22 protein-coding genes and 2 tRNA genes are annotated in these 24,276 nt (G+C 57.6%); 19 read left to right on the top strand and 5 right to left on the bottom strand.

What is annotated here, in order from left to right:
• Positions 1–373 precede the first annotated feature (373 nt).
• The 4 genes from BN1123_RS15615 to BN1123_RS15600 all read left to right on the top strand — a co-directional run bounded on the left by BN1123_RS15615 (position 374) and on the right by BN1123_RS15600 (position 5,732).
• Entirely contained in the window at positions 374–2,098 is a 1,725-nt protein-coding gene (locus tag BN1123_RS15615) for a dipeptide ABC transporter ATP-binding protein (protein WP_042028117.1), read from the top strand.
• Positions 2,099–2,157: 59 nt separating this feature from the next.
• The gene (locus BN1123_RS15610) at positions 2,158–3,714 is read left to right on the top strand and encodes an ABC transporter substrate-binding protein (RefSeq protein WP_042028116.1); all 1,557 of its coding nucleotides are present in this window, start codon (positions 2,158–2,160) and stop codon (positions 3,712–3,714) included.
• Between the two features lie 97 nt (positions 3,715–3,811).
• Complete coding sequence (locus tag BN1123_RS15605; RefSeq protein ID WP_026456637.1) at positions 3,812–4,786, top strand: ABC transporter permease; 975 nt, start codon at positions 3,812–3,814, stop codon at positions 4,784–4,786.
• Between the two features lie 4 nt (positions 4,787–4,790).
• Positions 4,791–5,732, top strand: a complete 942-nt coding sequence (locus tag BN1123_RS15600) for an ABC transporter permease (RefSeq protein WP_042028115.1) — start codon at positions 4,791–4,793, stop codon at positions 5,730–5,732.
• Positions 5,733–5,864: 132 nt separating this feature from the next.
• Here the strand turns inward: BN1123_RS15600 and dxs are convergent, their stop codons facing one another.
• The 3 genes from dxs to xseB are packed head-to-tail and all read right to left on the bottom strand — an operon-like array spanning position 5,865 to position 8,897.
• Positions 5,865–7,733, bottom strand: coding sequence for a 1-deoxy-D-xylulose-5-phosphate synthase (dxs, locus tag BN1123_RS15595; protein ID WP_042028113.1), 1,869 nt, complete (start codon positions 7,731–7,733; stop codon positions 5,865–5,867).
• A gap of 21 nt (positions 7,734–7,754) precedes the next feature.
• Entirely contained in the window at positions 7,755–8,645 is an 891-nt protein-coding gene (ispA, locus tag BN1123_RS15590) for a (2E,6E)-farnesyl diphosphate synthase (protein WP_042028112.1), read from the bottom strand.
• Positions 8,646–8,897, bottom strand: a complete 252-nt coding sequence (gene xseB, locus BN1123_RS15585) for an exodeoxyribonuclease VII small subunit (RefSeq protein WP_042028110.1) — start codon at positions 8,895–8,897, stop codon at positions 8,646–8,648.
• Positions 8,898–9,109: 212 nt separating this feature from the next.
• Between xseB and pomA the strand changes: the two genes are divergently transcribed.
• The 3 genes from pomA to greA all read left to right on the top strand — a co-directional run bounded on the left by pomA (position 9,110) and on the right by greA (position 11,412).
• Positions 9,110–9,868 carry a flagellar motor protein PomA gene (pomA, locus tag BN1123_RS15580; protein WP_026455722.1) on the top strand — a complete coding sequence of 253 codons (759 nt, stop codon included), beginning with the start codon at positions 9,110–9,112 and terminating at the stop codon, positions 9,866–9,868.
• Between the two features lie 8 nt (positions 9,869–9,876).
• Positions 9,877–10,779, top strand: coding sequence for a flagellar motor protein MotB (locus BN1123_RS15575; RefSeq protein WP_026455723.1), 903 nt, complete (start codon positions 9,877–9,879; stop codon positions 10,777–10,779).
• Positions 10,780–10,935: 156 nt separating this feature from the next.
• On the top strand, positions 10,936–11,412 hold the full coding sequence (gene greA / locus BN1123_RS15570) for a transcription elongation factor GreA (protein WP_042028108.1): 477 nt from the start codon (positions 10,936–10,938) through the stop codon (positions 11,410–11,412).
• 50 nt (positions 11,413–11,462) lie between these two features.
• Here the strand turns inward: greA and BN1123_RS15565 are convergent, their stop codons facing one another.
• Together BN1123_RS15565 and yhbY are read right to left on the bottom strand one after the other, a co-directional pair.
• Positions 11,463–12,056, bottom strand: coding sequence for a hypothetical protein (locus BN1123_RS15565; RefSeq protein WP_042028107.1), 594 nt, complete (start codon positions 12,054–12,056; stop codon positions 11,463–11,465).
• Between the two features lie 106 nt (positions 12,057–12,162).
• A complete protein-coding gene (gene yhbY, locus BN1123_RS15560) occupies positions 12,163–12,459 on the bottom strand; it encodes a ribosome assembly RNA-binding protein YhbY (protein ID WP_026455726.1) in 297 nt (98 codons plus the stop codon).
• Positions 12,460–12,556: 97 nt separating this feature from the next.
• Between yhbY and rlmE the strand changes: the two genes are divergently transcribed.
• The 12 genes from rlmE to rbfA all read left to right on the top strand — a co-directional run bounded on the left by rlmE (position 12,557) and on the right by rbfA (position 24,276).
• The gene (rlmE, locus tag BN1123_RS15555) at positions 12,557–13,186 is read left to right on the top strand and encodes a 23S rRNA (uridine(2552)-2'-O)-methyltransferase RlmE (RefSeq protein WP_026455727.1); all 630 of its coding nucleotides are present in this window, start codon (positions 12,557–12,559) and stop codon (positions 13,184–13,186) included.
• A gap of 45 nt (positions 13,187–13,231) precedes the next feature.
• Positions 13,232–15,181, top strand: coding sequence for an ATP-dependent zinc metalloprotease FtsH (gene ftsH / locus BN1123_RS15550; protein WP_026455728.1), 1,950 nt, complete (start codon positions 13,232–13,234; stop codon positions 15,179–15,181).
• Between the two features lie 60 nt (positions 15,182–15,241).
• Positions 15,242–16,087: a dihydropteroate synthase gene (gene folP, locus BN1123_RS15545; protein ID WP_042028106.1), complete on the top strand. Its 846-nt coding sequence runs from the start codon at positions 15,242–15,244 to the stop codon at positions 16,085–16,087.
• 15 nt (positions 16,088–16,102) lie between these two features.
• Entirely contained in the window at positions 16,103–17,437 is a 1,335-nt protein-coding gene (gene glmM / locus BN1123_RS15540) for a phosphoglucosamine mutase (protein ID WP_042028105.1), read from the top strand.
• 131 nt (positions 17,438–17,568) lie between these two features.
• Positions 17,569–18,333: a triose-phosphate isomerase gene (gene tpiA / locus BN1123_RS15535; RefSeq protein WP_042028104.1), complete on the top strand. Its 765-nt coding sequence runs from the start codon at positions 17,569–17,571 to the stop codon at positions 18,331–18,333.
• Complete coding sequence (gene secG, locus BN1123_RS15530; RefSeq protein ID WP_026455732.1) at positions 18,334–18,660, top strand: preprotein translocase subunit SecG; 327 nt, start codon at positions 18,334–18,336, stop codon at positions 18,658–18,660.
• Between the two features lie 7 nt (positions 18,661–18,667).
• A tRNA-Leu gene (locus tag BN1123_RS15525) sits at positions 18,668–18,752 on the top strand.
• A gap of 92 nt (positions 18,753–18,844) precedes the next feature.
• Positions 18,845–18,921 (top strand) — tRNA-Met (locus BN1123_RS15520).
• Between the two features lie 166 nt (positions 18,922–19,087).
• Positions 19,088–19,546, top strand: a complete 459-nt coding sequence (gene rimP, locus BN1123_RS15515) for a ribosome maturation factor RimP (RefSeq protein ID WP_042028103.1) — start codon at positions 19,088–19,090, stop codon at positions 19,544–19,546.
• Between the two features lie 14 nt (positions 19,547–19,560).
• Positions 19,561–21,063 carry a transcription termination factor NusA gene (gene nusA, locus BN1123_RS15510; protein ID WP_026455734.1) on the top strand — a complete coding sequence of 501 codons (1,503 nt, stop codon included), beginning with the start codon at positions 19,561–19,563 and terminating at the stop codon, positions 21,061–21,063.
• 20 nt (positions 21,064–21,083) lie between these two features.
• On the top strand, positions 21,084–23,786 hold the full coding sequence (gene infB / locus BN1123_RS15505) for a translation initiation factor IF-2 (RefSeq protein WP_042028101.1): 2,703 nt from the start codon (positions 21,084–21,086) through the stop codon (positions 23,784–23,786).
• 55 nt (positions 23,787–23,841) lie between these two features.
• A complete protein-coding gene (gene rbfA / locus BN1123_RS15500; protein WP_042028100.1) occupies positions 23,842–24,276 on the top strand; it encodes a 30S ribosome-binding factor RbfA in 435 nt (144 codons plus the stop codon).

Raw genomic sequence — 24,276 nt, 5'->3', positions numbered from 1 at the left:
CAATCGAAGCTCGCTACTAATAATGCAATAGTGCTTATTGCCATCTGTTGCGTCATTGTTGAAATTAAAGTATTGATACAGTGTAATTGATGGGTTTATAGGCTGTATTTGTGATGAAAATCATAACTTTCATCTACTGTGTTGCTGGTTATCTGAGCAAAGTATTGCGAAATTGTATAACTCAATCATTTACACCCGTTGGCAAACCGTCTAAGTTACTCGCGGGTTATTCCAAAAAAATGCAAAAAACCCGCCCGGATCGCTGGTTTCACTGCCTCATGGATTGAGCAACTATTGCCCAAGGTAACAACCGGCATCTGCGGCTGATTTACGGACGAATTATTTGGGACGGATGTCCCCCGCAGAGGTAAACATGTCCTTGCTCGAAGTAAAGAACTTGCGGATCGAGTATCCCTCCCGCTATGGGGTGCTGGCCGCAGTCAAAGATCTCTCTTTCTCCATCGAAAAAGGGGAAATCGTCGGCGTCGTGGGTGAGTCAGGTGCCGGCAAGTCCACCATCGGCAATGCCGTCATCGATCTGTTGAGTCCTCCCGGTCGCATCGCCCGCGGCGATATCTATCTCAACGGTGAGCTTATCTCCGGCAAGAGCCAGAACGAGATGCGGGCCATTCGCGGCTCGCGCATCGGGTTCATCTTCCAGGATCCCATGACTTCCCTCAACCCGTTGTTCACCGTGGAGCGGCAGCTGGTGGAGACCATACTTGCCAATACCGATCTGACCCGCCAGCAGGCCTTTGACAAGGCGCTCGAGCTGATGGGAGCGGTGGGGATCCCGAATCCGGATCTGCGCATCAAGCAGTATCCGCACCAGTTCTCCGGTGGCATGCGCCAGCGGGTGGTCATCGCCATCGCCCTGTCGTGCGATCCCGAGCTCATCATCGCCGACGAGCCGACCACGGCGCTGGACGTCTCCATCCAGGATCAGATCCTCCAGCTCATCCGCACCCTGTGCAAGGAGCGTCAGGTGGGCTGCATGCTTGTGACCCACGACATGGGGGTGGTCTCCAACGTCACTGACAAGGTGGCTGTGATGTATCGCGGCGATCTGGTGGAATTCGGCACCACCGAGCAGGTGCTGGGGGCTCCCAACCATCCCTACACCCGCAGTCTCATCTCGGCGGTACCGCGCTCCGACGTCAAGCTGGTGCGCTTCCCGCTGGTCTCCTATATCGAGGATGCCGGCGCTCCGGATACCAGCATCGATCTCAAGACCCACTGGCTTGGCCAGAGCCAGGATGAGCGCTCATACGAAGGAGCCCTGCTACGGGTGGAGAACGTGGATCTCAAGTTCGTCACCAAGGACTCCATCTTCCCGAGCCGCCGTCAGTATGTGCGGGCCTGCAACAACATCAGCTTCGAGATCTTCGAAGGGGAGACCTTCGGTCTGGTGGGAGAGTCGGGTTCCGGCAAATCCACCATCGCCCGTGCCATTACCGGCCTCTATCCGCCTGACACCGGCAAGATCGTGTTCGAGGGGATCGATCTGACTGCGCTCAAGAGCGAGAGCGAGCGTCGCCCATTGCGTCGCCAGATGCAGATGGTGTTTCAGAACCCCTATTCGTCGATGAATCCGCGGATGAAGGTGCGCGACATCATCGCCGAGCCGATCCGCTTCCACAAACTGGCGGACAGCGAGAGCCAGATCGAGGGGATCGTCGGCGATCTACTGGATCACGTGGGGCTCGGCCGCGGTGCCGGGGTCAAGTATCCCCACGAGTTCTCCGGCGGTCAGCGCCAGCGCATCTCCATCGCCCGCGCCCTGGCGACCCGTCCGCGCTTCCTCATCTGCGACGAGCCCACCTCGGCGCTGGATGTCTCGGTGCAGGCCCAGATCCTCAACTTGCTGAAGGATCTGCAGAAGGAGCTCGGCCTCACCATGCTGTTCATCAGCCACGATCTGCCGGTCATCCGCCAGATGTGCGATCGCATCGGGGTGATGCAGCACGGCAACTTGGTGGAGGTGGCCGAGACCGAGAAACTGTTTACCAATGCCGAGCATGAGTACAGCCGCAAGCTGATCTCGCTGATGCCGGAGTTCAAGGGAATGTCCCGCGAGGGGCTGGAAATCGCAAGCTAGGAAAGCACCGGTTCGCCGGTTTGTCTGTCAATAAAAAAGCCAAAAGCATGGAGAAAACAATGAAGAAAGGATTGTCCAAAATTGCCATGGCGCTGTTTGCCGCCGGTTTCGCGTTCAGTGTCTCTGCCGCCGATATCAAGGTAGGCGTCGCTTCCGATGCCACCTCGCTGGATCCCCAGGAGCAGCTCTCCGGCCAGACTCTGGAAATGTCCCACCTGGTGTTCGATCCCCTGATGCGTTACACCCAAGACCTGCAGTTTGAGCCGCGCCTGGCCGAAAAATATGAGCGTATCGACGACAAGACCGTCCGCTTCCACCTGCGCAAGGGCGTCAAGTTCCACTCCGGCAACGACTTCACCGCCGATGACGTGGTGTGGACCGTCAACCGTCTGAAGGCTTCCCCTGACTTCAAGGCGATCTTCGATCCCATCGCCGAAGCCAAGAAGGTGGATGATTTCACCGTGGATCTCGTCACCGCCAAGCCGTTCCCGCTGGTGCTGCAGACCGTAACCTATATCTTCCCGATGGACTCCAAGTTTTATACCGGCAAGACCGAAGCGGGCAAGGACAAGGCCGAGATCGTCAAGAACGGTGACTCCTTCGCCTCGACCAATGTCTCCGGTACCGGTCCGTTCAGCGTCAAGTTCCGCGAGCAGGGCGTGAAGCTGGAATACGTGCGCAATGCCAACTACTGGGACAAGGCTTCCAAGGGCAACGTCGAGAACCTGACCGTGGTGCCCATCAAGGAAGACGCCACCCGTGTGGCCGCCCTGCTGGGTGGTGACGTGGACATGATTTACCCGGTTGCTCCGAACGATCTGGAGCGCGTCAAGAACGGCAAGGATTCCCAGCTGGTCACCCTGTCCGGTACCCGTGCCATCATCATCGAGCTGAACCAGAACACCAACCCGGCGCTGAAAGACAAGCGCGTGCGTCAGGCAATCAACTACGCCATCAACCAGGTGGGTATCGTCGACAAGATAAACAAGGGTTTCGGTACCCCGGCCGGCCAGCTGAGCCCGAAAGGCTATGCAGGCTATAACGAGGCGCTGGTGCCCCAGTATGATCTGGCCAAGGCCAAGGAGCTGATGAAGGAAGCCGGTTACGAGAAGGGCTTCAAGATGAGCTTCATCTCCCCGGCTGCCCGTTACGTCAACGACGTCAAGATCGCCCAGGCTGTCTCCGCCATGCTGGCCAAGATCAACATCAAAGTGGATCTGAAGACCATGCCGGTGGCCCAGTACTGGCCGGAGTTTGACAAGTGCGCCGCCGACATGCAGCTGATTGGCTGGCACTCCGACACCGAAGATACCGCGAACTTCTTCGAGTTCCTGACTTTCACCAAGGACGCCAAGACTGGTATGGGCCAGTACAACTGTGGTGGCTATGCCAACGCCGAAGCGGACAAGATGGTGATGGATGCGAACACCGAGACAGACCCGGCCAAGCGTGCCGCCATCCTGCAGAAGGTGGAAGCCATGCTGATTGAAGATGCCGCCTATGTGCCGCTGCACTGGGAAGATCTGGCTTATGGCGCCAAGAAGAACGTCGACATCAAGCCGGTGGTCAACGTAATGAACTTCCCTTACCTGGGTGACCTGGTGGTCAACAAGTAAGCGCAAGTCGCAAGGAAGGACGGGGTGGCGCGGCCAAGGTCGCGCCACCCACTAACAGAAGCCTGTGCCATGACACAGGCCACGTAGAAGGACAAGCATGTTTACATTCCTGCTGAAACGGTTCTATCAGGCCGTGATAGTGATGTTCGTCATCAGCCTGGTCGCCTTCTCCATCCAGGACAACCTGGGGGATCCGCTGCGCGAGCTGGTGGGACAATCCGTCTCCGAGTCCGTGCGCCAGGAGCTGCGCGACAAGATGGGCCTCAATGATCCCTTTTTGGTCAAATACAGCCGCTTTCTGAAGAATGCGGTGCATGGGGATCTGGGCACCTCCTATTTCTTCAAGCGACCGGCTCTCGAGGTGATCCTCGACAAGCTGGTGGCTACCCTTGAGCTGGTATTTGCCGCCGCGATCATCATCGTCGTGGTCTCCATTCCGCTCGGGGTCTACTCTGCGATCCGCCCGCGCAGTATTCCCACCAAGATCATCATGGCGGGAAGCAGTATCGGCATCTCGATCCCGGTCTTTTTGACCGCCATCATGCTGATGTATCTCTTCTCCATCCAGCTGGGCTGGCTGCCTGCCTACGGCCGTGGTGAGACTTACAACCTGCTGGGCTGGGAGTCCGGCTTCTTCACCTGGGATGGCATCAAGCACCTGATCCTGCCGGCGGTGTCGCTCTCCTCCATCATGCTGCCGCTGTTTATCCGGTTGGTACGTTCCGAGATGCTGGAGCAGCTCTCCTCCGAGTACGTCAAATTTGCTCGCGCCAAGGGGCTGGACAACAACAAGGTCTACTACCAGCACGCCCTGAAGAACACCATGCTGCCGGTCATCACGGTGGGCGGTGTGCAGATCGGTACCATGGTGGCCTACACCATACTGACCGAGAGCGTGTTCCAGTGGCCGGGTACCGGCTTTTTGTTCCTCGAGGCCATTCACCGGGTCGATACCCCGCTCATCACCGCCTACGTCATCTTCGTCGGCCTGATCTTCGTGGTGACCAACACCCTGGTCGACCTGCTCTACGGGTTGATCAACCCGACCGTCAACTTGACCGCTAAGGGGTAAGCACATGAGCAATGCAGTAACTGCGAGCCCGAGCCGCTGGGCGCGCTTCAAGAACTCCGACATCGTCTACTACTTCCTGCGGGACAAGGTAGCCATGTTCAGCTTTGCGGTCTTCGTGGTGTTTGTGCTGGCGGCGCTGCTGGCGCCCTGGATTGCACCGCACAACGTCTATGACCAGACCAGCTTCGATCTGATGGATGCCGAATTGCCGCCCTCCTGGCTGGAAGGGGGCGAAGAGCGCTTCTGGCTCGGTACCGATAACCAGGGCCGCGACATCTGGAGCACCATCCTCTATGGCGCTCGCATCTCGCTGACTATAGGTCTATTCGCGGTAGCGCTGCAGCTGGTGCTTGGTATCGTCATCGGTCTGCTGGCCGGTTACTTCGGTGGTCGCATCGACAACCTGCTGATGCGTTTTGCCGACGTCCAGCTGTCGTTTTCCACCATGATGGTGGCCATTATCATCTCCGCCATCTTCCAGGCGACCTTTGGCTCTGAGTTCTACTCCAAGTTCGCCATCCTGATGCTGGTGGTGATCATCGGCATTGCCGAATGGCCGCAATATGCCCGGACCGTGCGCGCCTCCGTGCTGGCGGAGAAGAAGAAGGAGTATGTGGAAGCGGCCAAGGTGATGGGCTTTCGCGCCCCGCGCATCATGTTCCGTCACATACTGCCGAACTGCCTGTCGCCCATTCTGGTGATCTCCACCGTGCAGGTGGCCAACGCCATCATGAGTGAGGCGGCGCTCTCCTTCCTCGGTCTGGGGATGCCGGTAGACCAGCCGTCCCTGGGGTCGCTGATCAGCGTCGGCTTCAACTACATCTTCTCCGGCTCCTGGTGGATCACCGCCTTCCCGGGCATCTGCCTGGTGGTGCTGGTGCTGGTCATCAACCTCCTGGGTGACTGGCTGCGGGATGTGTTCAACCCGAAGATTTACAAGGGCTGATGGTCTCCTGCTCACCGGGCCGATGCGGCCATGGGGGAACAATCATCAGAGGATGAATGACAAGAAGGGCGCCAATATGGCGCCCTTCTTTATTGCTCGCAATTCTCGGTCTGGCGTGTTGCCGGCCGTGCGTCAGGCTTTTAGCCAGCCTTCGATGCTGGCCAGGATGCCTGCGCCGTCCAGCCCCAGCTGGGCGTAGATCTCTTCCTGGGTACCCTGCTCGATGAAGCGGTCGGGCAGGCCCAGGTTCAGCACCGGCTTGCACTGCTTGTTGCGCATCAGCAGCTCGTTCACTGCGGAGCCGGCCCCGCCCATGATGGCGTTGTCCTCGAGGGTGACGAAGTAATCGTGAGTTGCGGCCAGGGAGAGCACCAGCGCCTCATCCATCGGCTTGACGAAGCGCATGTCCACCAGGGTGGCATCGAGCGCCTCGGCGGCGGCCCTGGCGTGCTGCAGCAGGGTACCAAATGCCAGGATGGCGGTGCCCTTGCCTTCCCGCAACACGCGACCCTTGCCAAGCTCGAGTACCTGCATCTCTTGCGAGACGGGGGTATCGCTCAGGCTGCTGCCTCGGGGATAACGCACTGCCGCTGGCCCCTGATGCAGGTAACCGGTGTAGAGCATCTGGCGGCATTCGTTCTCGTCGGACGGAGTCATGATCACCATGTTGGGCACGGTGCGCAGGAAACTGATATCAAACGCCCCCTGATGGGTCGGGCCATCGGCCCCCACCAGACCGGCCCGGTCGATAGCGAACAGCACCGGAAGATCCTGTAGGGCCACGTCGTGGATCACCTGATCGTAGGCGCGCTGCAGGAAGCTTGAATAGATGGCGACCACCGGCTTCTTGTCGGCGATGGCGAGGCCGGCGGCGAAGGTGACCGCATGCTGTTCGGCGATGGCCACGTCGAAGTAGCGATCCGGGTATTGCTGGCTGAATTTCACCAGTCCGGAGCCCTCGCGCATGGCGGGGGTGATGCCGACCAGCTTCTCGTCTTTCGCCGCCATGTCGCACAGCCACTGGCCGAAGATGGCGGAGAAGGTGGGCTTGCCGCCGCCGCTCTTGGGCAGGGTGCACTCGTCGGGATTGAATTTGGGGACGGCGTGATAACCGATGGGGTCTTTCTCCGCCGGCTCGTAGCCCTTGCCCTTTTTGGTCTTGATGTGGAGCAGCTGGGGCCCCTTGAGATTGCGCATGTTGCGCAGGGTCTCGACCAGAGCGTCGATATCGTGGCCGTCGATGGGGCCGATATAGTTGAAGCCGAACTCCTCGAACAGGGTGCCCGGCACCACCATCCCCTTGAGATGCTCCTCGGCTCGCTTGGCCAGCTCCTTGACCGGCGGCAGACCCGCCAGCACCTTCTTGCCGCCTTCGCGGATAGTGGTGTAGAGCTTGCCAGACATGACCCGGGCCAGGTGATTGTTCAGTGCCCCGACGTTCTCGGAGATGGACATCTCGTTGTCGTTGAGGATCACCAGCATATCCTTGTGAACGTCACCGGCGTGATTGAGTGCCTCGAACGCCATCCCGGCCGTGATGGCACCATCGCCGATCACCGCCACCACCTTGCGCCCCAATCCTTCACTCTCGGCCGCGACCGCCATGCCGAGCGCCGCACCGATGGAAGTGCTGGAGTGGCCAACGCTGAGGACGTCGTATTCGCTCTCGCCCCGCCAGGGGAAGGGGTGCAGACCATCCTTCTGGCGAATGGTGTGGATCTGGTCGCGACGTCCGGTCAGGATCTTGTGGGGATAGGCCTGGTGGCCCACATCCCAGATCAGGCGATCGAACGGGGTGTTGTAGACGTAATGCAGTGCCACCGTCAGCTCGACCGTGCCCAGACCGGAGGCAAAGTGGCCGCTGGAGCGGCTCACCGAGCGCAGCAGATACTCGCGCAGCTCGTTGCACAGTGCAGGCAGCCGATCCTTGGGCAGAGAACGCAGCTCTATCGGGGTATCCGCGAGGGCCAGGTTGGGGAAATTGCTAATATCAACGCTCATATTGTTACTGTTATCCAGCGTTTAGTGGGTTCGCTCGATGATGTAATCGGCAAACGCTTCCAGAATGTCGGTATTGTAGGGTAAAGATTGCAATGCTGTTAAGGCTTTACCATGGAGTTCGCGAGCCAGTTCACGGGCATTGTCGAGTCCGAGCAGCGCAGGATAAGTGCTCTTCTCTTGCGCCAGATCGGAGCCTTGCGGCTTGCCCAGGGTGGCGGTATCGCTGGTAATGTCGAGGATGTCATCCTGCACCTGGAAAGCGAGGCCAATGGCGGCGGCATAGGTCTGCAGCGCGGCCAGGGTCGCTTCATCCACGTCGGCCTTGCACAGGGCCCCCAGCATGACGGCGCACTCGATGAGGGCGCCGGTCTTGTGGCGATGGATCTGCTCCAGTTCGGCCAGGCTAATTTGACGTCCTTCGGCCTGAAGATCGAGGGCTTGACCCCCACACATCCCTAAATATCCCGAGGCGCGGGCGAGGGCGCTCAGCATCCGCACCCGGTTGGCCATCAGTTCGCCGGGCAGGGGGTGATCGGCCAGGATGGAGAAGGCCAGGGTCTGCAGGGCGTCGCCGGCCAGAATGGCGGTGCCTTCATCGAAAGCCTTGTGCACGGTCGGTTGGCCGCGACGCAGATCGTCATTGTCCATGGCAGGCAGGTCATCGTGCAGGAGGGAGTAAGCGTGGATGCACTCGACCGCGGCGGCCGGGCCGTCCAGCAGTGCGCTTTTTACTCCCAGCATTTCGCCAACGGCGTAGACCAGGAAGGGGCGTACCCGCTTGCCACCGAGCAGCAAGCCATACTTCATGGCATCGCGCAGGCGCGGGGCCATGGCGGGCAAGGATTCAAGTTGTGCTGACAAACAGTCGTCGATACGTTGACGATGCAGACGGGAAAATTGGTCCAGCGCCACTCACTCCTCTCCTTGTTCTGGCTGGAAGGGGGCGAGTTGTTCACTGCCATCGGCCTGGCTCAGCAGGATCTGGATCTTCTGTTCGGCCTGTTCCAGCTTCTGCTGACCGGCGCGAACCAGATGAATGCCCTGTTCGAACTGCTTGAGTGCCTCTTCCAGCGGTAAGGAACCTTGTTCCAGCTGATGAACGATGGTTTCCAGCTCTTCCAGAGTGGCATCAAAACTCAGACGGTCGATTTTTTTACTGGCCATGTCCATCCTCGGGGATTGAAAAAAACGGCTTATATTAACATCGACCGCCCCCATGGGGGAGGCAGAAAAACACCCATGGCTCAAACTCTCCGACAATTGGTCGATAATGAGACATCATTCCGAGCGGATGTGTGCTTGCCGCCTGGGGCGCAATAGCAGAAAATTCAACAAACTATAAATAGCAACAAGCACCGGTGACAGGAGTAGGGATTGTGGATCTAGGTAGTCTGATTGGGGTAGTGCTGGGATTCGGGGTGGTCGTATACGGCATGCTGCTGGGTGGTCCGGTCAGCATGTATGTGGATGTCCCCTCTGTCATGATCACCGTCTTGGGCTCCATCTTCATCGCCATGATGAAGTTCAACCTTGGCCAGTTCCTGATGGCTTTCAAGGTGGCGGGCAAAGCCTTCATGTACAAGGGCGACAAGCTGGAAGACCTGATTGCCAAGGCGGTTGAACTGGCCGATGCTGCCCGCAAGGGGGGCTTTCTGGCACTGGAGGCAGCCGAGATCCCCAGTCCCTTCATGAAGAAGGGGATCGACATGCTGGTGGATGGTCACGATGCCGATGTGGTGCGTTCGGTGCTGGAAAAAGACATCGATCTCACGGCGGAGCGCCACTCCAGTGCCATCAAGGTGTTTCGCACCCTGGGGGATCTCGGTCCGGCCATGGGCATGATCGGTACTCTGGTCGGTCTGGTGGCCATGTTGTCGAATATGAGCGACCCCAAATCCATCGGCCCGGCCATGGCGGTCGCCTTGCTGACCACCCTGTACGGGGCCATCGAAGCGAACATGATCGCCATCCCCATCGCTGACAAGCTGGAGCTGCGTAGCGGCGAGGAGAGCTTGAGCCGTGCCTTGATCCTCGACGCCATCATGGGGATCCAGGATGGTCAGAACCCGCGGGTGATCCAGTCCATGCTGCAGAACTACCTGAACCAGTCCAAACGCAATGATGGCACCGAGTAGGGGGCATAATGTCTAAATGCAAATGTCCGCCACCAGGGCTGCCTGGCTACATGGGGACTTTCGCTGACCTGATGTCGCTGTTGATGTGTTTCTTCGTGTTGTTGCTGTCGTTTGCCGAGATGGACGTGCTCAAGTTCAAGCAGATTGCAGGCTCGATGAAGAACGCATTCGGGGTGCAGAACATTCTGGAAGTGAAGGACATACCCAAGGGGACGTCCGTCATCGCCCAGGAGTTCAGACCCGGCCGTCCCGAACCGACCCCGATCGATACCATCATGCAGCAGACCATCGACATGACCCAGACCGAGCTGGAGTTCCTGCCAGGTGAGGCGGAACAGGCGGGTGGTCAGGATAAAAGCGATGGCAAGCAGACCGGGGGAGATACGCCCCAGACGTCGCAAACGGCGCAGCAGGCCCAGCAGCAGTCCAACAATCTGGCCAAAGCACTGGCCGAGCAGCTCAAGGATCAGATCCAGGATGGCGCCATCGAAATTGAGGCTTTGGGGCAGCAGATCATCATCCGGATCCGCGAGAAGGCCTCCTTCCCTGCCGGCTCTGCATTCTTGCAACCGCAGTTCTGGCCGGTTATCCGCAAGGTCGCCGCTCTGCTGAAGGATGTTCCCGGGGAGATCACCATCTCGGGCCATACCGACAATGTGGCGACCGAGAACGAGTTGTTCAGCTCCAACTGGGATTTATCCACCCAGCGTGCGGTGGCGGTAGCCCACCAGATGATCAAGGTGCCCGGTTTCGATCAGAGTCGTTTGGTGGTGCAGGGAATGGCCGATACCCAGCCGCTGGTGCCCAATACGACGGCCGAAAACCGTCGGATGAATCGACGGGTGGAGATCTCCATCATGCAGGGCAAACCGACGATTTCCGAGCCGATATCCGTGCCGAAAGCACAGTGATCGCGGCCATAAACAAGTGTGCAAGTGGGATCTGTGTCGGGGCGCTGACATGGATTTTGTGCCGGCTTCATATTAAGATGCCCCATCCGAACCGATTGCTGCGACCGGCTGATGCTTGGTCGCAGTCTCTTTTTTCAAGCAACCCAGGTTTCGACTATGAATCATACTCCGATGACTGTTCGCGGCGCTGAAAAGCTGCGCGAAGAGCTCGAATATCTCAAGACCGAGCTTCGTCCCCAGATTATCGAAGCGATTGCCGATGCCCGTGAGCACGGCGATCTGAAGGAAAATGCCGAATACCATGCCGCCCGTGAGCAGCAGGGGTTCTGCGAAGGACGTATCCAGGAAATCGAAGGCAAGCTCTCCAATGCCCAGGTGATCGATGTCACCAAGATGACCAACAATGGTCGGGTGATTTTTGGCGCTACTGTTACCCTGCTCAAAAGCGAGACCGAGGAAGAAGTGGTCTACCGCATCGTGGGTGACGATGAGGCTGACATCAAGCAAAACCTCATCTCCGTCAATTCTCCCATTGCCAGAGCCCTGATTGGCAAGGAAGTGGATGATGTCGCCATCGTCAAGACGCCGGCTGGCGATGTGGAATACGAAATCCTGGAAGTCGCCTACATCTAACAGGATGGCAAGGTGCCGAAACAGGGGGGCATAGGCTCCCCTGTTTGTCTTTACCCGGTTCGATAGGCTTCGGTGAAGGCATCCTGGTGGCGCAGGAAAATCCAGTTGCGTAGACGCTCCAGATCAGGTTTGGCCATCTGGAAATGCAGCGCCCAACCCTGAAGGCCGTTTTGCTGGTGAATATGCCTGATCAGCTCGGCGCAAAGGGGGAGTGGGGCCAGTTCGTGAATATAGAGGGTGCCGTTGAGAGTGGAGCCCTTGATCAGGTTTGAGGGCAAGCCTTCCACGACCAGACCGTCCAGTGACAGACTGTGCACCTGATAGTCGGTTCCGGCCACCCTGAAACGGGCTTTCTCATCGAGACGCCAGGTTCGTTGGTGTGGGTAGCCGAGTTCCTTGATGACAGGAGCGGCAATGCGTGGCTCGATAAAGCCGTCATCCCCCTGGGTGAAGCGCAGGGGAAAGCGAAGTTGATGTCCTGCGAAGCGGGCTTCAAGTACGAGCCGATCGGCGCGTTGCAGCAGTCCAACCAGAGGAGTTGCGAGGTAACCGCTCAGAGATTGTCCGGCGGTGTTTTCCTGATCGTTTCCCAGGTCCCGCAACATGGCCAGCTCATCTTCGGTGAGAATCTGGTGGTGCTCCATAGCGGCTCTCTCCACGACTATTCATCGCAGGTTAAGGGCTTGGCGACTACCTTTGCAAGCGACTCGGGAAGGAAATGAAATAAGGAAAGAGCGATGCTCTTTCCTGTTACTTGCGGGGCAGCTGGATTTTGGGTTCGTTGGCTTGACGGTAGATGGTCAGCACATGACCCATGCTCTGCACCTTGATTGCACCGGTTTCACGGACGATAGCATCCATAACCAGTTGTTTCATCTCGCGATCTTCAGAGGCAACCTTAACCTTGATCAGCTCGTGATGGTTCAGTGCCAGATCGATCTCGGCCAGTACACCCTCGGTCAGACCATGTTGACCCAGCAGGACGACAGGCTTGAGGCTGTGGGCAAGGCCCTTGAGGTACTGTTTCTGTTTATTGTTGAGAATCATCGCAATTTCTTCATAAGTCAGGGTTGAAAGGGGCGTATTCTACCCCCACTTAGCCCTTAATACTAATAACCCTTGTGGTTTTTTAAAGTCGATTATCATGACCCAGAAAAAACGTTCCGCCAGTTCAACTCGCTGGTTAAAAGAACATTTCGACGATCAATACGTCAAAAAAGCCCAGAAGATGGGGCTGCGTTCCCGTGCCGTTTTCAAGATTGACGAGATCCAGGGCAAAGACCGTTTGCTCAGGAACGGCATGACAGTGGTGGATTTGGGGGCGGCTCCGGGTGGCTGGTCCCAGTTCGCGGTTGAACAGGTGGGTGAGTCGGGTCGTGTCATCGCCTGTGACATTTTGCCTATGGATCCCATTGCCGGTGTCGATTTCCTGCAAGGGGACTTTCGGGAGGAAACTGTGCTCGGTGCTTTGCTGGAGCGAGTGGGTCCCGACAAGGTAGATGTCGTGATGTCTGATATGGCACCCAATATGAGCGGTACCCAGCAGGTGGATCAGGCCCGGGCCATGTATCTGGTCGAGTTGGCACTGGACATGTGCAACCAGGTATTGCGCAGCGATGGCAGTTTTGTGGTGAAGGTGTTCCAAGGGGAGGGTTTCGACGCCTATCTCAATGAAATACGTCAACTTTTCACAACTGTCAAAATTCGCAAACCAGACTCATCCCGAGCCAGATCACGGGAAGTCTACATTGTGGCTACCGGTTTTAAACTGTAGTACCCTAACCTTCATCGTTAACTGTCAGTCTGCGAGGTTACTGATTTGAGTGACATGGCGAAAAACTTAATCCTGTGGCTGGTCATCGCCGTCGTATTGATGTCGGTGTTCAATAGCTTCAGCCCCAGCGATACCACCAGTCGCCAGCTGGACTATTCCAGCTTCGTTAAAGAGGTGACCCAAGAGCAGATCCGTGAAGTTCGGATGGACGGCAAGGTCATTAACGGCGTCAAACGGACTGGTGAGCGTTTCACCACCATCATTCCTGCGCCGGATCCCCAGCTGCTCAACGACATGCTCAACCATAACGTAAAAGTCATGGGCGAGAAGCCGGAAGAGCCGTCTCTGCTGACCTCCATCTTCATCTCCTGGTTCCCGATGCTGCTGCTGATCGGTGTCTGGGTCTTCTTCATGCGTCAGATGCAGGGCGGCGGTGGCAAAGGTGCCATGTCGTTTGGCAAGAGCAAGGCTCGCCTGATGAGTGAAGATCAGATCAAGACCACTTTCGCCGACGTCGCCGGTTGCGATGAGGCCAAGGAAGAGGTCAAGGAGCTGGTCGACTACCTGCGCGATCCGAGCAAATTCCAAAAACTGGGCGGCAAGATCCCTACTGGTGTACTGCTGGTAGGTCCTCCCGGTACCGGTAAGACTTTGCTGGCCAAGGCCATTGCCGGTGAAGCCAAGGTGCCGTTCTTTACCATTTCCGGTTCCGATTTCGTCGAAATGTTCGTGGGTGTGGGCGCCTCTCGGGTGCGTGACATGTTCGAGCAGGCCAAGAAATCCTCTCCCTGCATCATCTTTATCGATGAGATCGATGCTGTCGGCCGCCAGCGTGGCGCCGGTCTGGGTGGTGGTCACGACGAACGTGAGCAGACCCTGAACCAGATGCTGGTCGAAATGGATGGTTTCGAAGGCAATGAAGGCATCATCGTTATCGCTGCCACCAACCGTCCTGACGTGCTGGATCCTGCCTTGTTGCGTCCTGGTCGTTTCGATCGCCAGGTGGTGGTCGGTCTGCCGGATGTCCGTGGTCGTGAACAGATCTTGAAAGTACACATGCGCAAGGTGCCGTTGGCCGATGACGTCAACGCAGCCCTGATTGCCCGTGGTACGCCCGGTTTCTCCGGCGCCGATCTCGCCAACCTGGTCAACGAAGCGGCCCTGTTCTCAGCTCGCGAGAGCCGCCGTGTGGTCTCCATGGCCGAGTTCGAGAAGGCGAAGGACAAGATCATGATGGGGGCGGAACGTCGTTCCATGGTGATGAAAGAGTCCGAGAAGGAGATGACCGCCTATCACGAAGCGGGTCACGCCATCATCGGTCGTCTGGTCCCGGATCATGACCCGGTTTACAAGGTCTCCATTATTCCCCGTGGTCGTGCGCTGGGTGTGACCATGTATCTGCCGGAGCAGGATCGCTGGAGCCACTCCAAGCAGCATCTGGAGTCCATGATCTCCAGTTTGTACGGTGGTCGTCTGGCAGAAGAACTGATTTACGGTGCAGAGAAGGTATCGACTGGTGCCTCCAACGACATCGAGCGAGCCACCGATATCGCCCGCAAGATGGTGACCCAGTGGGGGATGTCCGAGCGTCTCGGTCCCATGCTCTATGCGGAAGAGGATGGTGAAGTATTCCTCGGTCGCAGCATGGCCAAGGCCAAGCATATGTCCGACGATACTGCTCGTATCATCGATGCCGAAGTAAAGCAGGTCATCGATCGCAACTACGACCGCGCCAAGCAGATCCTGCTGGATAACATGGACGTGTTGCACAGCATGAAAGATGCGCTGATGAAGTACGAAACCATCGACGCCAAGCAGATCGACGATCTGATGGCCCGTCGCGAAGTCCGTGCCCCCAGCAACTGGCATGATGAGCACGGTGATACACCGCAAGGTGGTTCTACCGTTGCTGCCGAGCCCAAACCGGCTGCAGCCGCAACGGAACCGGTGGCGGATGTCGATATCGACAAGGCCAACGATCTCCCGGCTAAATAATCGTGACTCTCCAAACCCCGGGCTTGCCCGGGGTTTTTCTTTATCCAGACGGAAATGAAGATGCAGTTAATCAGCAAGGGGCTCAGCCTCTCCCTCGATCGTCCTCATGTCATGGGGATCCTAAATGTGACGCCGGATTCCTTCTCCGATGGTGGCAATTTCAACCAGCTTGAGCGCGCGATGACCCATGCGCGCCAGATGGTGGCCGACGGCGCGACCCTGATCGATATCGGTGGTGAGTCGACCCGACCCGGCGCTCCTGATGTAAGCGAACAGGAAGAGCTGGATAGGGTCCTCCCCATCGTCGAGCGATTGGTACGCGAGTGCAATGTGATGATCTCGCTTGATACCTCCAAGGCCACCGTGATGCGCGAAGGCTGCAAGGCTGGCGCCCATCTCATCAATGACGTTCGTGCGCTGCAAGAGCCGGGGGCGCTGCTTGTCGCCGCAGAAGCTGACGTGCCTGTGTGCCTGATGCACATGCAGGGGCAGCCGAGAACCATGCAGGTCGAGCCTCATTACGATGATCTGCTGGAGGAGGTTAAAGCCTTCTTTGACGAGCGGATCGCCGTCTGCGAGGCTGCCGGGATTGGGCGCGAGAAGCTGCTGCTGGATCCGGGTTACGGCTTTGGCAAGACGCTGGCGCATAACTATCAGCTACTGGCGGCGCAAAAGGAGTTGCTCTGCTATGGTTTGCCACTCTTGGTGGGCATGTCTCGAAAGTCTATGATAGGCAACCTGCTCGCCCGTCCGGTGGATGAGCGCCTTGCGGGCAGCCTTGCCTGCGCTTTGATCGGCATGCAGCAAGGAGCAAGGATCATTCGGGTGCACGATGTGCGGGAAACCATGGATGCATTGCGGGTCGGCTGGCAGGCAATGACGGGACAAGATTTTATTTCCAAATAATAAAGAGAACAGACAATGGCAAGAAAGTATTTCGGTACCGACGGTGTACGCGGCAAGGTGGGTGAGTACCCGATCACTCCGGATTTCGTAATGAAGCTGGGTTGGGCCGCGGGCAAGGTGCTCTCCAAGAAGGGTACCCGCAAGGTGCTGATCGGCAAGGATACCCGCATCTCCGGCTACATGCTGGAGTCGGCTCTGGAGGCAGGCCTCTCCGCCGCAGGCCTCAAGGCCATTTTGATGGGCCCCATGCCCACGCCGGCTGTGGCCTATCTGACCCGAACCTTCCGCGCTGAAGCCGGTATCGTCATCAGTGCCTCACACAATCCCTTCTATGACAATGGCATCAAGTTCTTCTCTGCCGATGGCACCAAGTTGCCCGACGAGGTCGAGATGGCCATCGAGGCCGAGCTGGATCATGAGCTCAAGTGCGTTGACTCTGCCGAGCTGGGCAAGGCCGTCCGTATCGATGATGCCGCTGGCCGTTATATCGAGTTTTGCAAGAGCACCTTCCCCTCTCATATGAACCTGGAAGGGCTGAAAATGGTGGTTGATTGCGGCCACGGTGCCACCTACCACATCGCACCCTCCGTGTTCCGCGAGCTGGGGGCCGATGTGATCACCATGGGGTGTGCACCGGATGGCCTCAATATTAACGACGGTGTCGGTTCTACCGCCCCTGAGGCGCTGGTCGCCAAGGTGCTGGAGTCCAAGGCCGATCTCGGGGTGGCATTTGATGGGGATGGCGACCGTCTGATCATGGTTGACCATACCGGCTATCTCATCGACGGTGATGAAATTCTCTATATCATCGCGCGTGATGCACTGCGCAACGGTCGACTCAAGGGCGGTGTCGTCGGAACCCTGATGGCCAACATGGGGCTGGAGCTGGCGTTGCAGACGCTTGGCATCCCGTTTGCCCGTGCCAAGGTGGGTGACCGTTACGTTCTCGAGATGATGGAAGAAAAGGGCTGGCGGATCGGTGGTGAAAATTCCGGTCACATCATCTGCCTGGATCAGACCACCACCGGGGATGGCATTGTCGCCGCCCTGCAGGTGCTGACCGCCATGCGCAGCGCCGAGATGCCGTTGGCCAAGTTGCGCTCAGGGATGAACAAGTTCCCGCAGGTGCTGGTGAATGTTCGCTTTGCCGAGGGCAAGGATCCGCTCTCTGCCGATGCGGTCAAGCAGGAGGTGGCAAAGGTGGAGCAGGAGCTGGCCGGTCGTGGCCGCGTACTGCTGCGCAAATCCGGTACCGAACCCCTGATCCGGGTGATGGTGGAAGGTGAGCATGAACAGCAGGTTCATGACATGGCACAGCGTATTGCCAAGCAAGTTGAATCGGCGCTTTAATGAGCATTCAGGGCGGCTTTTTAGTCGCCCTGGTTGTATCTTGTTCAATCGATTCAAAAAATTGAAAATAGCACTTGTCAGCTGACAATCCTCTGGATATTATCAGCCCCGCTTTCGCAAGGGAGTTGCCGATGGGACATCGCAAGCCGTTTGTAGCAGCCAACTGGAAGTTGCACGGTAGTAGGTCGCAGTTAGAGCAGTTTACGAGTCAATGCCTGCAGGGCGTTGGTGATGATGTAGATGTTGTTTTCTGTCCGTCCCATGTGCATCTCGACTTTGCTGCATCATTGCTCGGTGAGCAGATGGCGATAAAGTTGGGGGCTCAGAATGTGAGTCAGCACACAGCAGGCGCTTACACGGGAGAAGTTTCGTGTCAGATGCTGGTTGAGGCAGGTTGTCGCTACGTACTGGTAGGGCACTCCGAGCGCAGGCGTCTCTTTGGAGAAACCAGTTTTATCGTCGCAGAGAAATTTGCGGCTGCCAGAGCGGCAGGGCTTATTCCAATCCTCTGTTTGGGTGAGTCGGGTGCAGCAAGGCAAGCGAGAAGAACCTTTGAGGTCATCGCAGAAGAGCTGGACATCGTCATAGAGAAAAATGGCGCGATGGCTTTCGATAATGCTATCATCGCCTACGAGCCGATTTGGGCTGTAGGTACAGGTAAATGCGCCACACCCGAGCAGGCACAAGAGGTTCATTCCTTTATACGTGGTCGCTTGGCGGAGGATACTCCGGTAATAGGTGAGAAAGTTAGAATCATCTATGGTGGGAGCGTGACGCCAGCCAATGCGAGAGATTTGTTTGCCCAGCACGATGTAGACGGTGGTCTTATTGGTGGTGCAAGTCTCGATAGCGATGCGTTTTTAGGAATTGTTGAAGCGGCAAAGGGTGCAAGTTAAATGTACGAGATTCTTTTGGTCGTTTATCTGCTGGTGTCACTGGCTTTGATTGGTCTGGTGATGATTCAGCAAGGTAAAGGGGCTGACATGGGCGCCTCCTTCGGCGCAGGGGCATCAAACACAGTGTTTGGCTCCAGTGGTTCAGGCAACTTCCTGACCCGAACAACAGCGATTTTGGCTACTCTGTTCTTCGTAATTAGCCTGGTGCTTGGATCCATGTCCACTCACAAGGTAAAACAGGGTAGTGAATGGGAAAATCTGCAACAGACCCAACAGGTTGAGCAGAATAAAGCGCCAGTGAAGAAAGATACTGACGTTCCCGAGTAAGAGTTTTGCCGTGGTGGTGGAATTGGTAGACACGCTATCTTGAGGGGGTAGTGCTCTAGGGTGTGCGGGTTCGAGTCCCGCCCACGGCACCAATTAAGCAGTAAGCCCGGGTGACCGGGTGTGTTATAGCCAGTCAGTCTTGTTTCATCGGAGTGATATGGCTATAATCTCGCACGATTTCGGACGCGGGGTGGAGCAGCATGGTAGCTCGTCGGGCTCATAACCCGAAGGTCGTCGGTTCAAATCCGGCCCCCGCAACCAAATTTCACGCATTTCCTACGCTCAGGAAGGCGGTCGCTGCGAGGCGACAATCAGGGTAAAGCGCCAAGCCCCGATTTGATATCGGGGCTTTTTGTTATGTGCAATTTACTCTGAATGGATCTCTATCTGGGCTTTATGCCCTTTTTTTGTTTTTCGGAGGGTGACTTTGGCTACGTTGGAACAACGTTTGACCGATATGCTCGAGGCGCCGGTCGTTGCCTTGGGCTTTGAACTTTGGGGTATCGAGTTTATCCGTGCGGGTAAACACTCCACCTTGCGCGTCTACATTGATGGCGAGCAGGGCGTGACCGTCGAGAACTGTGCTGAGGTCAGCCATCAGGTTGGCGCCATCATGGATGTCGAAGATCCCATCACCGAGGAGTATTACCTCGAGGTATCTTCCCCGGGTCTGGATCGCCCGCTGTTCAAGGTTGCCCAGTTCGAAAAATACGTTGGCCAAGAGGCGGCGGTAACGCTTCGGATGGCAACAAACAACCGCCGCAAGTTCAAAGGCGTAATCAAAGCCGTACAGGGCGACATGATCACCCTGATGGTAGATGGTAAGGACGAAGTGTTGGCTTTCACCAATATCCAAAAAGCGAACATAGTGCCGAACTTTGGTTAACGAGGCTATCGGATATGAATAAAGAGATTTTGCTGGTCGTTGACGCAGTATCCAACGAGAAAGCGGTACCCCGCGAGAAGATCTTCCAGGCGTTGGAAACAGCCTTGGCGACTGCGACCAAGAAAAAATATGAAGGCGAGATTGAGGTTCGTGTCGAGATCGATCGCAAGACCGGCGATTACGATACCTTCCGCCGCTGGGTAGTCATCGCGGATCAGGCCGCCATGGAAAACCCCTACGCCGAAATCACTCTGGAAGCGGCGCAGATCGAGCAGCCGGACATCCAGATCGGTGAATATGTTGAAGATCAGATCGACTCCGTGACCTTCGACCGCATCACCACCCAGACTGCCAAGCAGGTCATCGTGCAGAAAGTGCGCGAAGCCGAGCGTTCACAAGTCGTTGACCAGTTCAAGGACAAAGAAGGCACCATCATCAGCGGCGTGGTCAAGAAGAGCAACCGCGACAACGTGATCCTGGATCTGGGCAGCAATGCAGAAGCCGTGATCTTCCGCGACGACATGCTGCCGCGCGAAACTTTCCGTCCTGGTGACCGCGTCCGTGGTCTGCTCTACGCAGTGCGTCCGGAAGCCCGTGGCTCCCAGCTGTTTGTCAGCCGCTCCAGCCCGGACTTCCTGAAAGAGCTGTTCCGCATCGAAGTGCCGGAGATCGGTGAAGAGATGATCGAAATCATGGGCGCCGCCCGTGATCCGGGTTCCCGTGCCAAGATCGCGGTGAAGACCAACGATCGTCGCATCGACCCGATCGGTGCCTGCATCGGCATGCGCGGTGCCCGCGTTCAGGCCGTCTCCGCCGAGCTGAGCGGTGAGCGCGCCGACATCGTGCTGTACGATGACAACCCGGCCCAGTACGTGATCAATGCCATGGCGCCCGCCGATGTGGCCTCCATCATCGTCGATGAAGACAACCACACCATGGATATCGCAGTGGAAGCGGCCAACCTGGCCCAGGCCATCGGCCGTAACGGTCAGAACGTGCGTCTGGCATCCCAGCTGACCGGTTGGGAGCTGAATGTGATGACCGTTGAGGACATGCGTGCCAAGCACCAGGCCGAGAACGATCGCATCATGAACCTGTTCACCAGCACCCTGGACATCGATGACGATTTCGCCAGCCTGCTGATGGAAGAGGGCTTCTCCACTCTGGAAGAGATCGCCTTCGTACCGGTCAACGAGCTGCTGGCCATCGACGGTCTGGATGAAGACATGGTCGAAGAGCTGCGCAAGCGCGCCAAGGATGCCCTGACTACCAAGGCCCTGGCCAAAGAAGAATCTTTCGATGGTGTTGAGCCGTCAGAAGAGCTGCTCAATCTGAACGGTCTGAGCCGTGAAATGGCTTACGCACTGGCGGGCCGTGGCATCGGTACCCTGGAAGATTTGGCAGAGCAAGGCATCGATGACCTTGCCGATATCGAAGGGCTGACTGCCGAGAAGGCCGGTGAGCTCATTATGGCTGCTCGCAACATCTGTTGGTTCGGGGAAGAGCAGTCCGAGTAAGATCAAACGGAGGAAAATGAATGGCAGAAGTATCAGTCAAACAACTTGCCACTGACATCGACACACCGGTTGATCGTCTTCTCCAGCAGTTTGTCGATGCCGGTATCAGCAAGAGCAAGGCCGACGACATGGTTAGCGAGTCTGAGAAGCAGACCCTGCTGGCACACCTGAAGAAACAGCATGGAGGTGACGAGGTCACTGCTCCTGCCCGCATGACCTTGCAGCGCAAGACCAAGAGCACCATCAGTGTTCAGGGGACTGGCGGCAAGAACAAGGAAGTGCAGGTAGAAGTACGCAAGTCTCGCACCTATGTAAGACGCTCGGCGCTGGAAGATGAACAGCGTCAGGCGGAAGCCGAGGAAAAAGCGCGTTTGGAAGCAGAAGAAAAAGCTCGTCGCGAAGCCGAAGAGAAGGCTCGTCTCGACGCTGAAGAGAAGGCTCGCCGTGAGGCTGAGCAGGCTCGTCGTGAAGCTGAGGAAAAGGCGCGGATCGAGGCACAACAAAAGGCTCGACAGGCTCAACAGCCCGCCAAAGCAGCCAGTAGCACAGCTCAGCAAGAGGCAGAAAAGATGGCCAAGCGCGAAGCAGAAGAACTGAAGCGCCAACAGGAACAAACAGCTTTGCAAAAAGCTGAAGAACTCGCCGCGAAGAAAGCCGAAGAGGCTCGTCTCATGGCAGAACAGAATGCAGCCCGCTGGGCTGAAGAAGACGCCGCCCGCGCCAAAGAGAGCAGCGATTATCACGTGACCACCTCCAAGCATGCCCAGGCTGCCGAAGATGAGCTGGATCGCAAGGAAGAGACCAGCCGCCGTACCGCCGCTGCCGCCAAGGGGCCGAAGAAGGCCGGTCGCCGCGACGACGATCGCAATGACCGTAACTCCCGCGATCCGCGCGCTCGTAAAGGCAAGCGTGGCAAGGTTGCTACCCCGAATGCCATGAAGCACGGCTTCAACAAGCCGGCTGCCGCGGTTAACCGCGACGTGGTGATTGGCGAGACCATCACAGTGGCCGAGCTGGCCAACAAGATGGCGGTCAAGGGTGTCGAAGTCATCAAGGTGATGATGAAGATGGGCGCCATGGCTACCATCAACCAGGTTATCGACCAGGAGACCGCTCAGCTGGTCGCCGAGGAGATGGGCCACAAGGTGGTGCTGCGCCGCGAGAACGAGCTGGAAGAGGCTGTACTGTCCGATCGTGACGAGACCTCCGAAGCCAAGCCGCGCGCGCCGGTCGTGACCATCATGGGTCACGTTGACCACGGCAAGACCTCGCTGCTGGACTACATCCGTAAGGCCAAGGTTGCCGCAGGCGAAGCCGGTGGTATTACCCAGCACATCGGTGCTTACCACGTTAAGACCGAAAGCGGCATGATCACCTTCCTGGATACTCCGGGTCACGCAGCGTTTACCTCCATGCGTGCTCGTGGTGCCAAGGCGACTGACATCGTGGTGCTGGTTGTTGCTGCCGATGACGGCGTGATGCCGCAAACTATCGAAGCTATCCAGCACGCCAAGGCGGCCGGTGTGCCGCTGGTTGTTGCGGTCAACAAGATTGACAAGCCGGAAGCGGATCCGGATCGCGTCAAGACCGAGCTGGCCCGTTACGACGTCATGTCCGAAGACTGGGGTGGCGATTGCCAGTTCGTGCACGTCTCCGCCAAGTCCGGCGAAGGCATCGACGATCTGCTGGAAGCCATCCTGATCCAGGCCGAAGTACTGGAGCTGAAAGCCGTGGTTGACGGTATGGCCAACGGTGTAGTCATCGAATCCTTCCTCGACAAGGGTCGTGGTCCGGTTGCTACCGTACTGGTACAAGAAGGTACCCTGCGCCAGGGTGACATCGTACTGTGCGGTCTCGAATACGGTCGTGTGCGCGCCATGCGTGACGAACTGGGTCGCGAGATCAAAGAGGCCGGTCCGTCCCTGCCAGTGGAAATCCTCGGTCTGTCCGGTGTTCCCTCTGCCGGTGATGAAGCGACCGTGGTGCGTGACGAGAAGAAGGCCCGTGAAGTGGCTCTCTACCGTCAGGGCAAGTTCCGCGAAGTCAAGCTGGCTCGCCAGCAGAAGGCCAAGCTGGAGAACATGTTCGCCAACATGACCGAGGGCGAAGTGTCCGAAGTGAACGTGGTGATCAAGGCCGACGTACAGGGTTCCGTGGAAGCGATCTGCGACGCTCTGGTCAAGCTCTCCACCGACGAAGTGAAGGTGAAGATCGTGGGTTCCGGTGTGGGTGGTATCACCGAGACCGACGCGACCCTGGCTGCCGCTTCCAGCGCCATCCTGGTGGGCTTCAACGTCCGTGCCGACGCCTCTGCGCGCAAGGTCATCGAGGCCGAGAGCCTGGATCTGCGCTACTACTCCGTCATCTATGACCTGATCGACGAAGTGAAGCAGGCCATGAGCGGCATGCTGGCGCCGGAGTACAAGCAGGAGATCATCGGTCTGGCCGAAGTGCGCAGCGTCTTCCGCTCACCGAAGTTTGGCGCCGTTGCCGGCTGTATGGTCACCGAAGGTGTGGTCAAGCGCTCCAACCGTATCCGTGTTCTGCGTGACAACGTGGTTATCTATGAAGGCGAGCTGGAATCCCTGCGTCGCTTCAAGGATGACGTCAACGAGGTTCGCAACGGCTACGAGTGTGGTATCGCGGTCAAGAACTACAACGACGTACGCGAAGGCGACCAGATCGAAGTTTACGAGACCGTTGAAATTCAGCGTACTCTGTAAGCCGAGAGTCAGACAAAATAGGGGGCCGCGGCCCCCTTTTATCGCAGGATAGATTATGGCCAGAGAATTCAGCCGGACCCGTCGGGTCGGGCAGCAGATCCAGCGTGAAATCGCGCTGATCCTGCAGCGCGAGGTGAAAGACCCGCGCATCGGCATGGTGACTGTTTCCGACGTGGAAGTGTCCCGTGACCTAAACTACGCCAAGGTTTATGTCACCTTCTTGCAGCTGGAGAATGACGCCGAGCGCATCAAGGAAGGGCTCAAGGCGCTGACTGAAGCGGCCGGTTACATCCGCAGCCTGCTGGGCAGCGCCATGCGCCTGCGTGTGGTGCCCGAGCTGCGTTTCTTCTACGACCAGACCCTGGTCGAGGGGATGCGTCTCTCCAACCTGGTGACCAATACCATCCGTGAAGACAAGCGTCGCATGGCCGAGTCAGGTCGTGAGGATGACGTGGCCGCTCCGGATGACACGACTGAGGATAAAGCCTGA

The organism is Aeromonas enteropelogenes (assembly GCF_000819845.1).
In the GTDB taxonomy this organism is placed as follows: domain Bacteria; phylum Pseudomonadota; class Gammaproteobacteria; order Enterobacterales; family Aeromonadaceae; genus Aeromonas; species Aeromonas enteropelogenes.
The sequence above is the reverse complement of the archived record's forward strand: the minus strand, read 5'-3'. Positions and strand labels throughout refer to the sequence as shown.

Bases quoted from the DNA above. Each gene is read 5' to 3' on its own strand.
- BN1123_RS15615 (WP_042028117.1), top strand. From the start codon at position 374: ATGTCCTTGCTCGAAGTAAAGAACTTGCGGATCGAGTATCCCTCCCGC.
- BN1123_RS15610 (WP_042028116.1), top strand. From the start codon at position 2,158: ATGAAGAAAGGATTGTCCAAAATTGCCATGGCGCTGTTTGCCGCCGGT.
- BN1123_RS15605 (WP_026456637.1), top strand. From the start codon at position 3,812: ATGTTTACATTCCTGCTGAAACGGTTCTATCAGGCCGTGATAGTGATG.
- BN1123_RS15600 (WP_042028115.1), top strand. From the start codon at position 4,791: ATGAGCAATGCAGTAACTGCGAGCCCGAGCCGCTGGGCGCGCTTCAAG.
- dxs (WP_042028113.1), bottom strand. From the start codon at position 7,733: ATGAGCGTTGATATTAGCAATTTCCCCAACCTGGCCCTCGCGGATACC.
- xseB (WP_042028110.1), bottom strand. From the start codon at position 8,897: ATGGCCAGTAAAAAAATCGACCGTCTGAGTTTTGATGCCACTCTGGAA.
- BN1123_RS15575 (WP_026455723.1), top strand. From the start codon at position 9,877: ATGTCTAAATGCAAATGTCCGCCACCAGGGCTGCCTGGCTACATGGGG.
- greA (WP_042028108.1), top strand. From the start codon at position 10,936: ATGAATCATACTCCGATGACTGTTCGCGGCGCTGAAAAGCTGCGCGAA.
- BN1123_RS15565 (WP_042028107.1), bottom strand. From the start codon at position 12,056: ATGGAGCACCACCAGATTCTCACCGAAGATGAGCTGGCCATGTTGCGG.
- yhbY (WP_026455726.1), bottom strand. From the start codon at position 12,459: ATGATTCTCAACAATAAACAGAAACAGTACCTCAAGGGCCTTGCCCAC.
- rlmE (WP_026455727.1), top strand. From the start codon at position 12,557: ATGACCCAGAAAAAACGTTCCGCCAGTTCAACTCGCTGGTTAAAAGAA.
- folP (WP_042028106.1), top strand. From the start codon at position 15,242: ATGCAGTTAATCAGCAAGGGGCTCAGCCTCTCCCTCGATCGTCCTCAT.
- glmM (WP_042028105.1), top strand. From the start codon at position 16,103: ATGGCAAGAAAGTATTTCGGTACCGACGGTGTACGCGGCAAGGTGGGT.
- tpiA (WP_042028104.1), top strand. From the start codon at position 17,569: ATGGGACATCGCAAGCCGTTTGTAGCAGCCAACTGGAAGTTGCACGGT.
- secG (WP_026455732.1), top strand. From the start codon at position 18,334: ATGTACGAGATTCTTTTGGTCGTTTATCTGCTGGTGTCACTGGCTTTG.
- nusA (WP_026455734.1), top strand. From the start codon at position 19,561: ATGAATAAAGAGATTTTGCTGGTCGTTGACGCAGTATCCAACGAGAAA.
- infB (WP_042028101.1), top strand. From the start codon at position 21,084: ATGGCAGAAGTATCAGTCAAACAACTTGCCACTGACATCGACACACCG.
- rbfA (WP_042028100.1), top strand. From the start codon at position 23,842: ATGGCCAGAGAATTCAGCCGGACCCGTCGGGTCGGGCAGCAGATCCAG.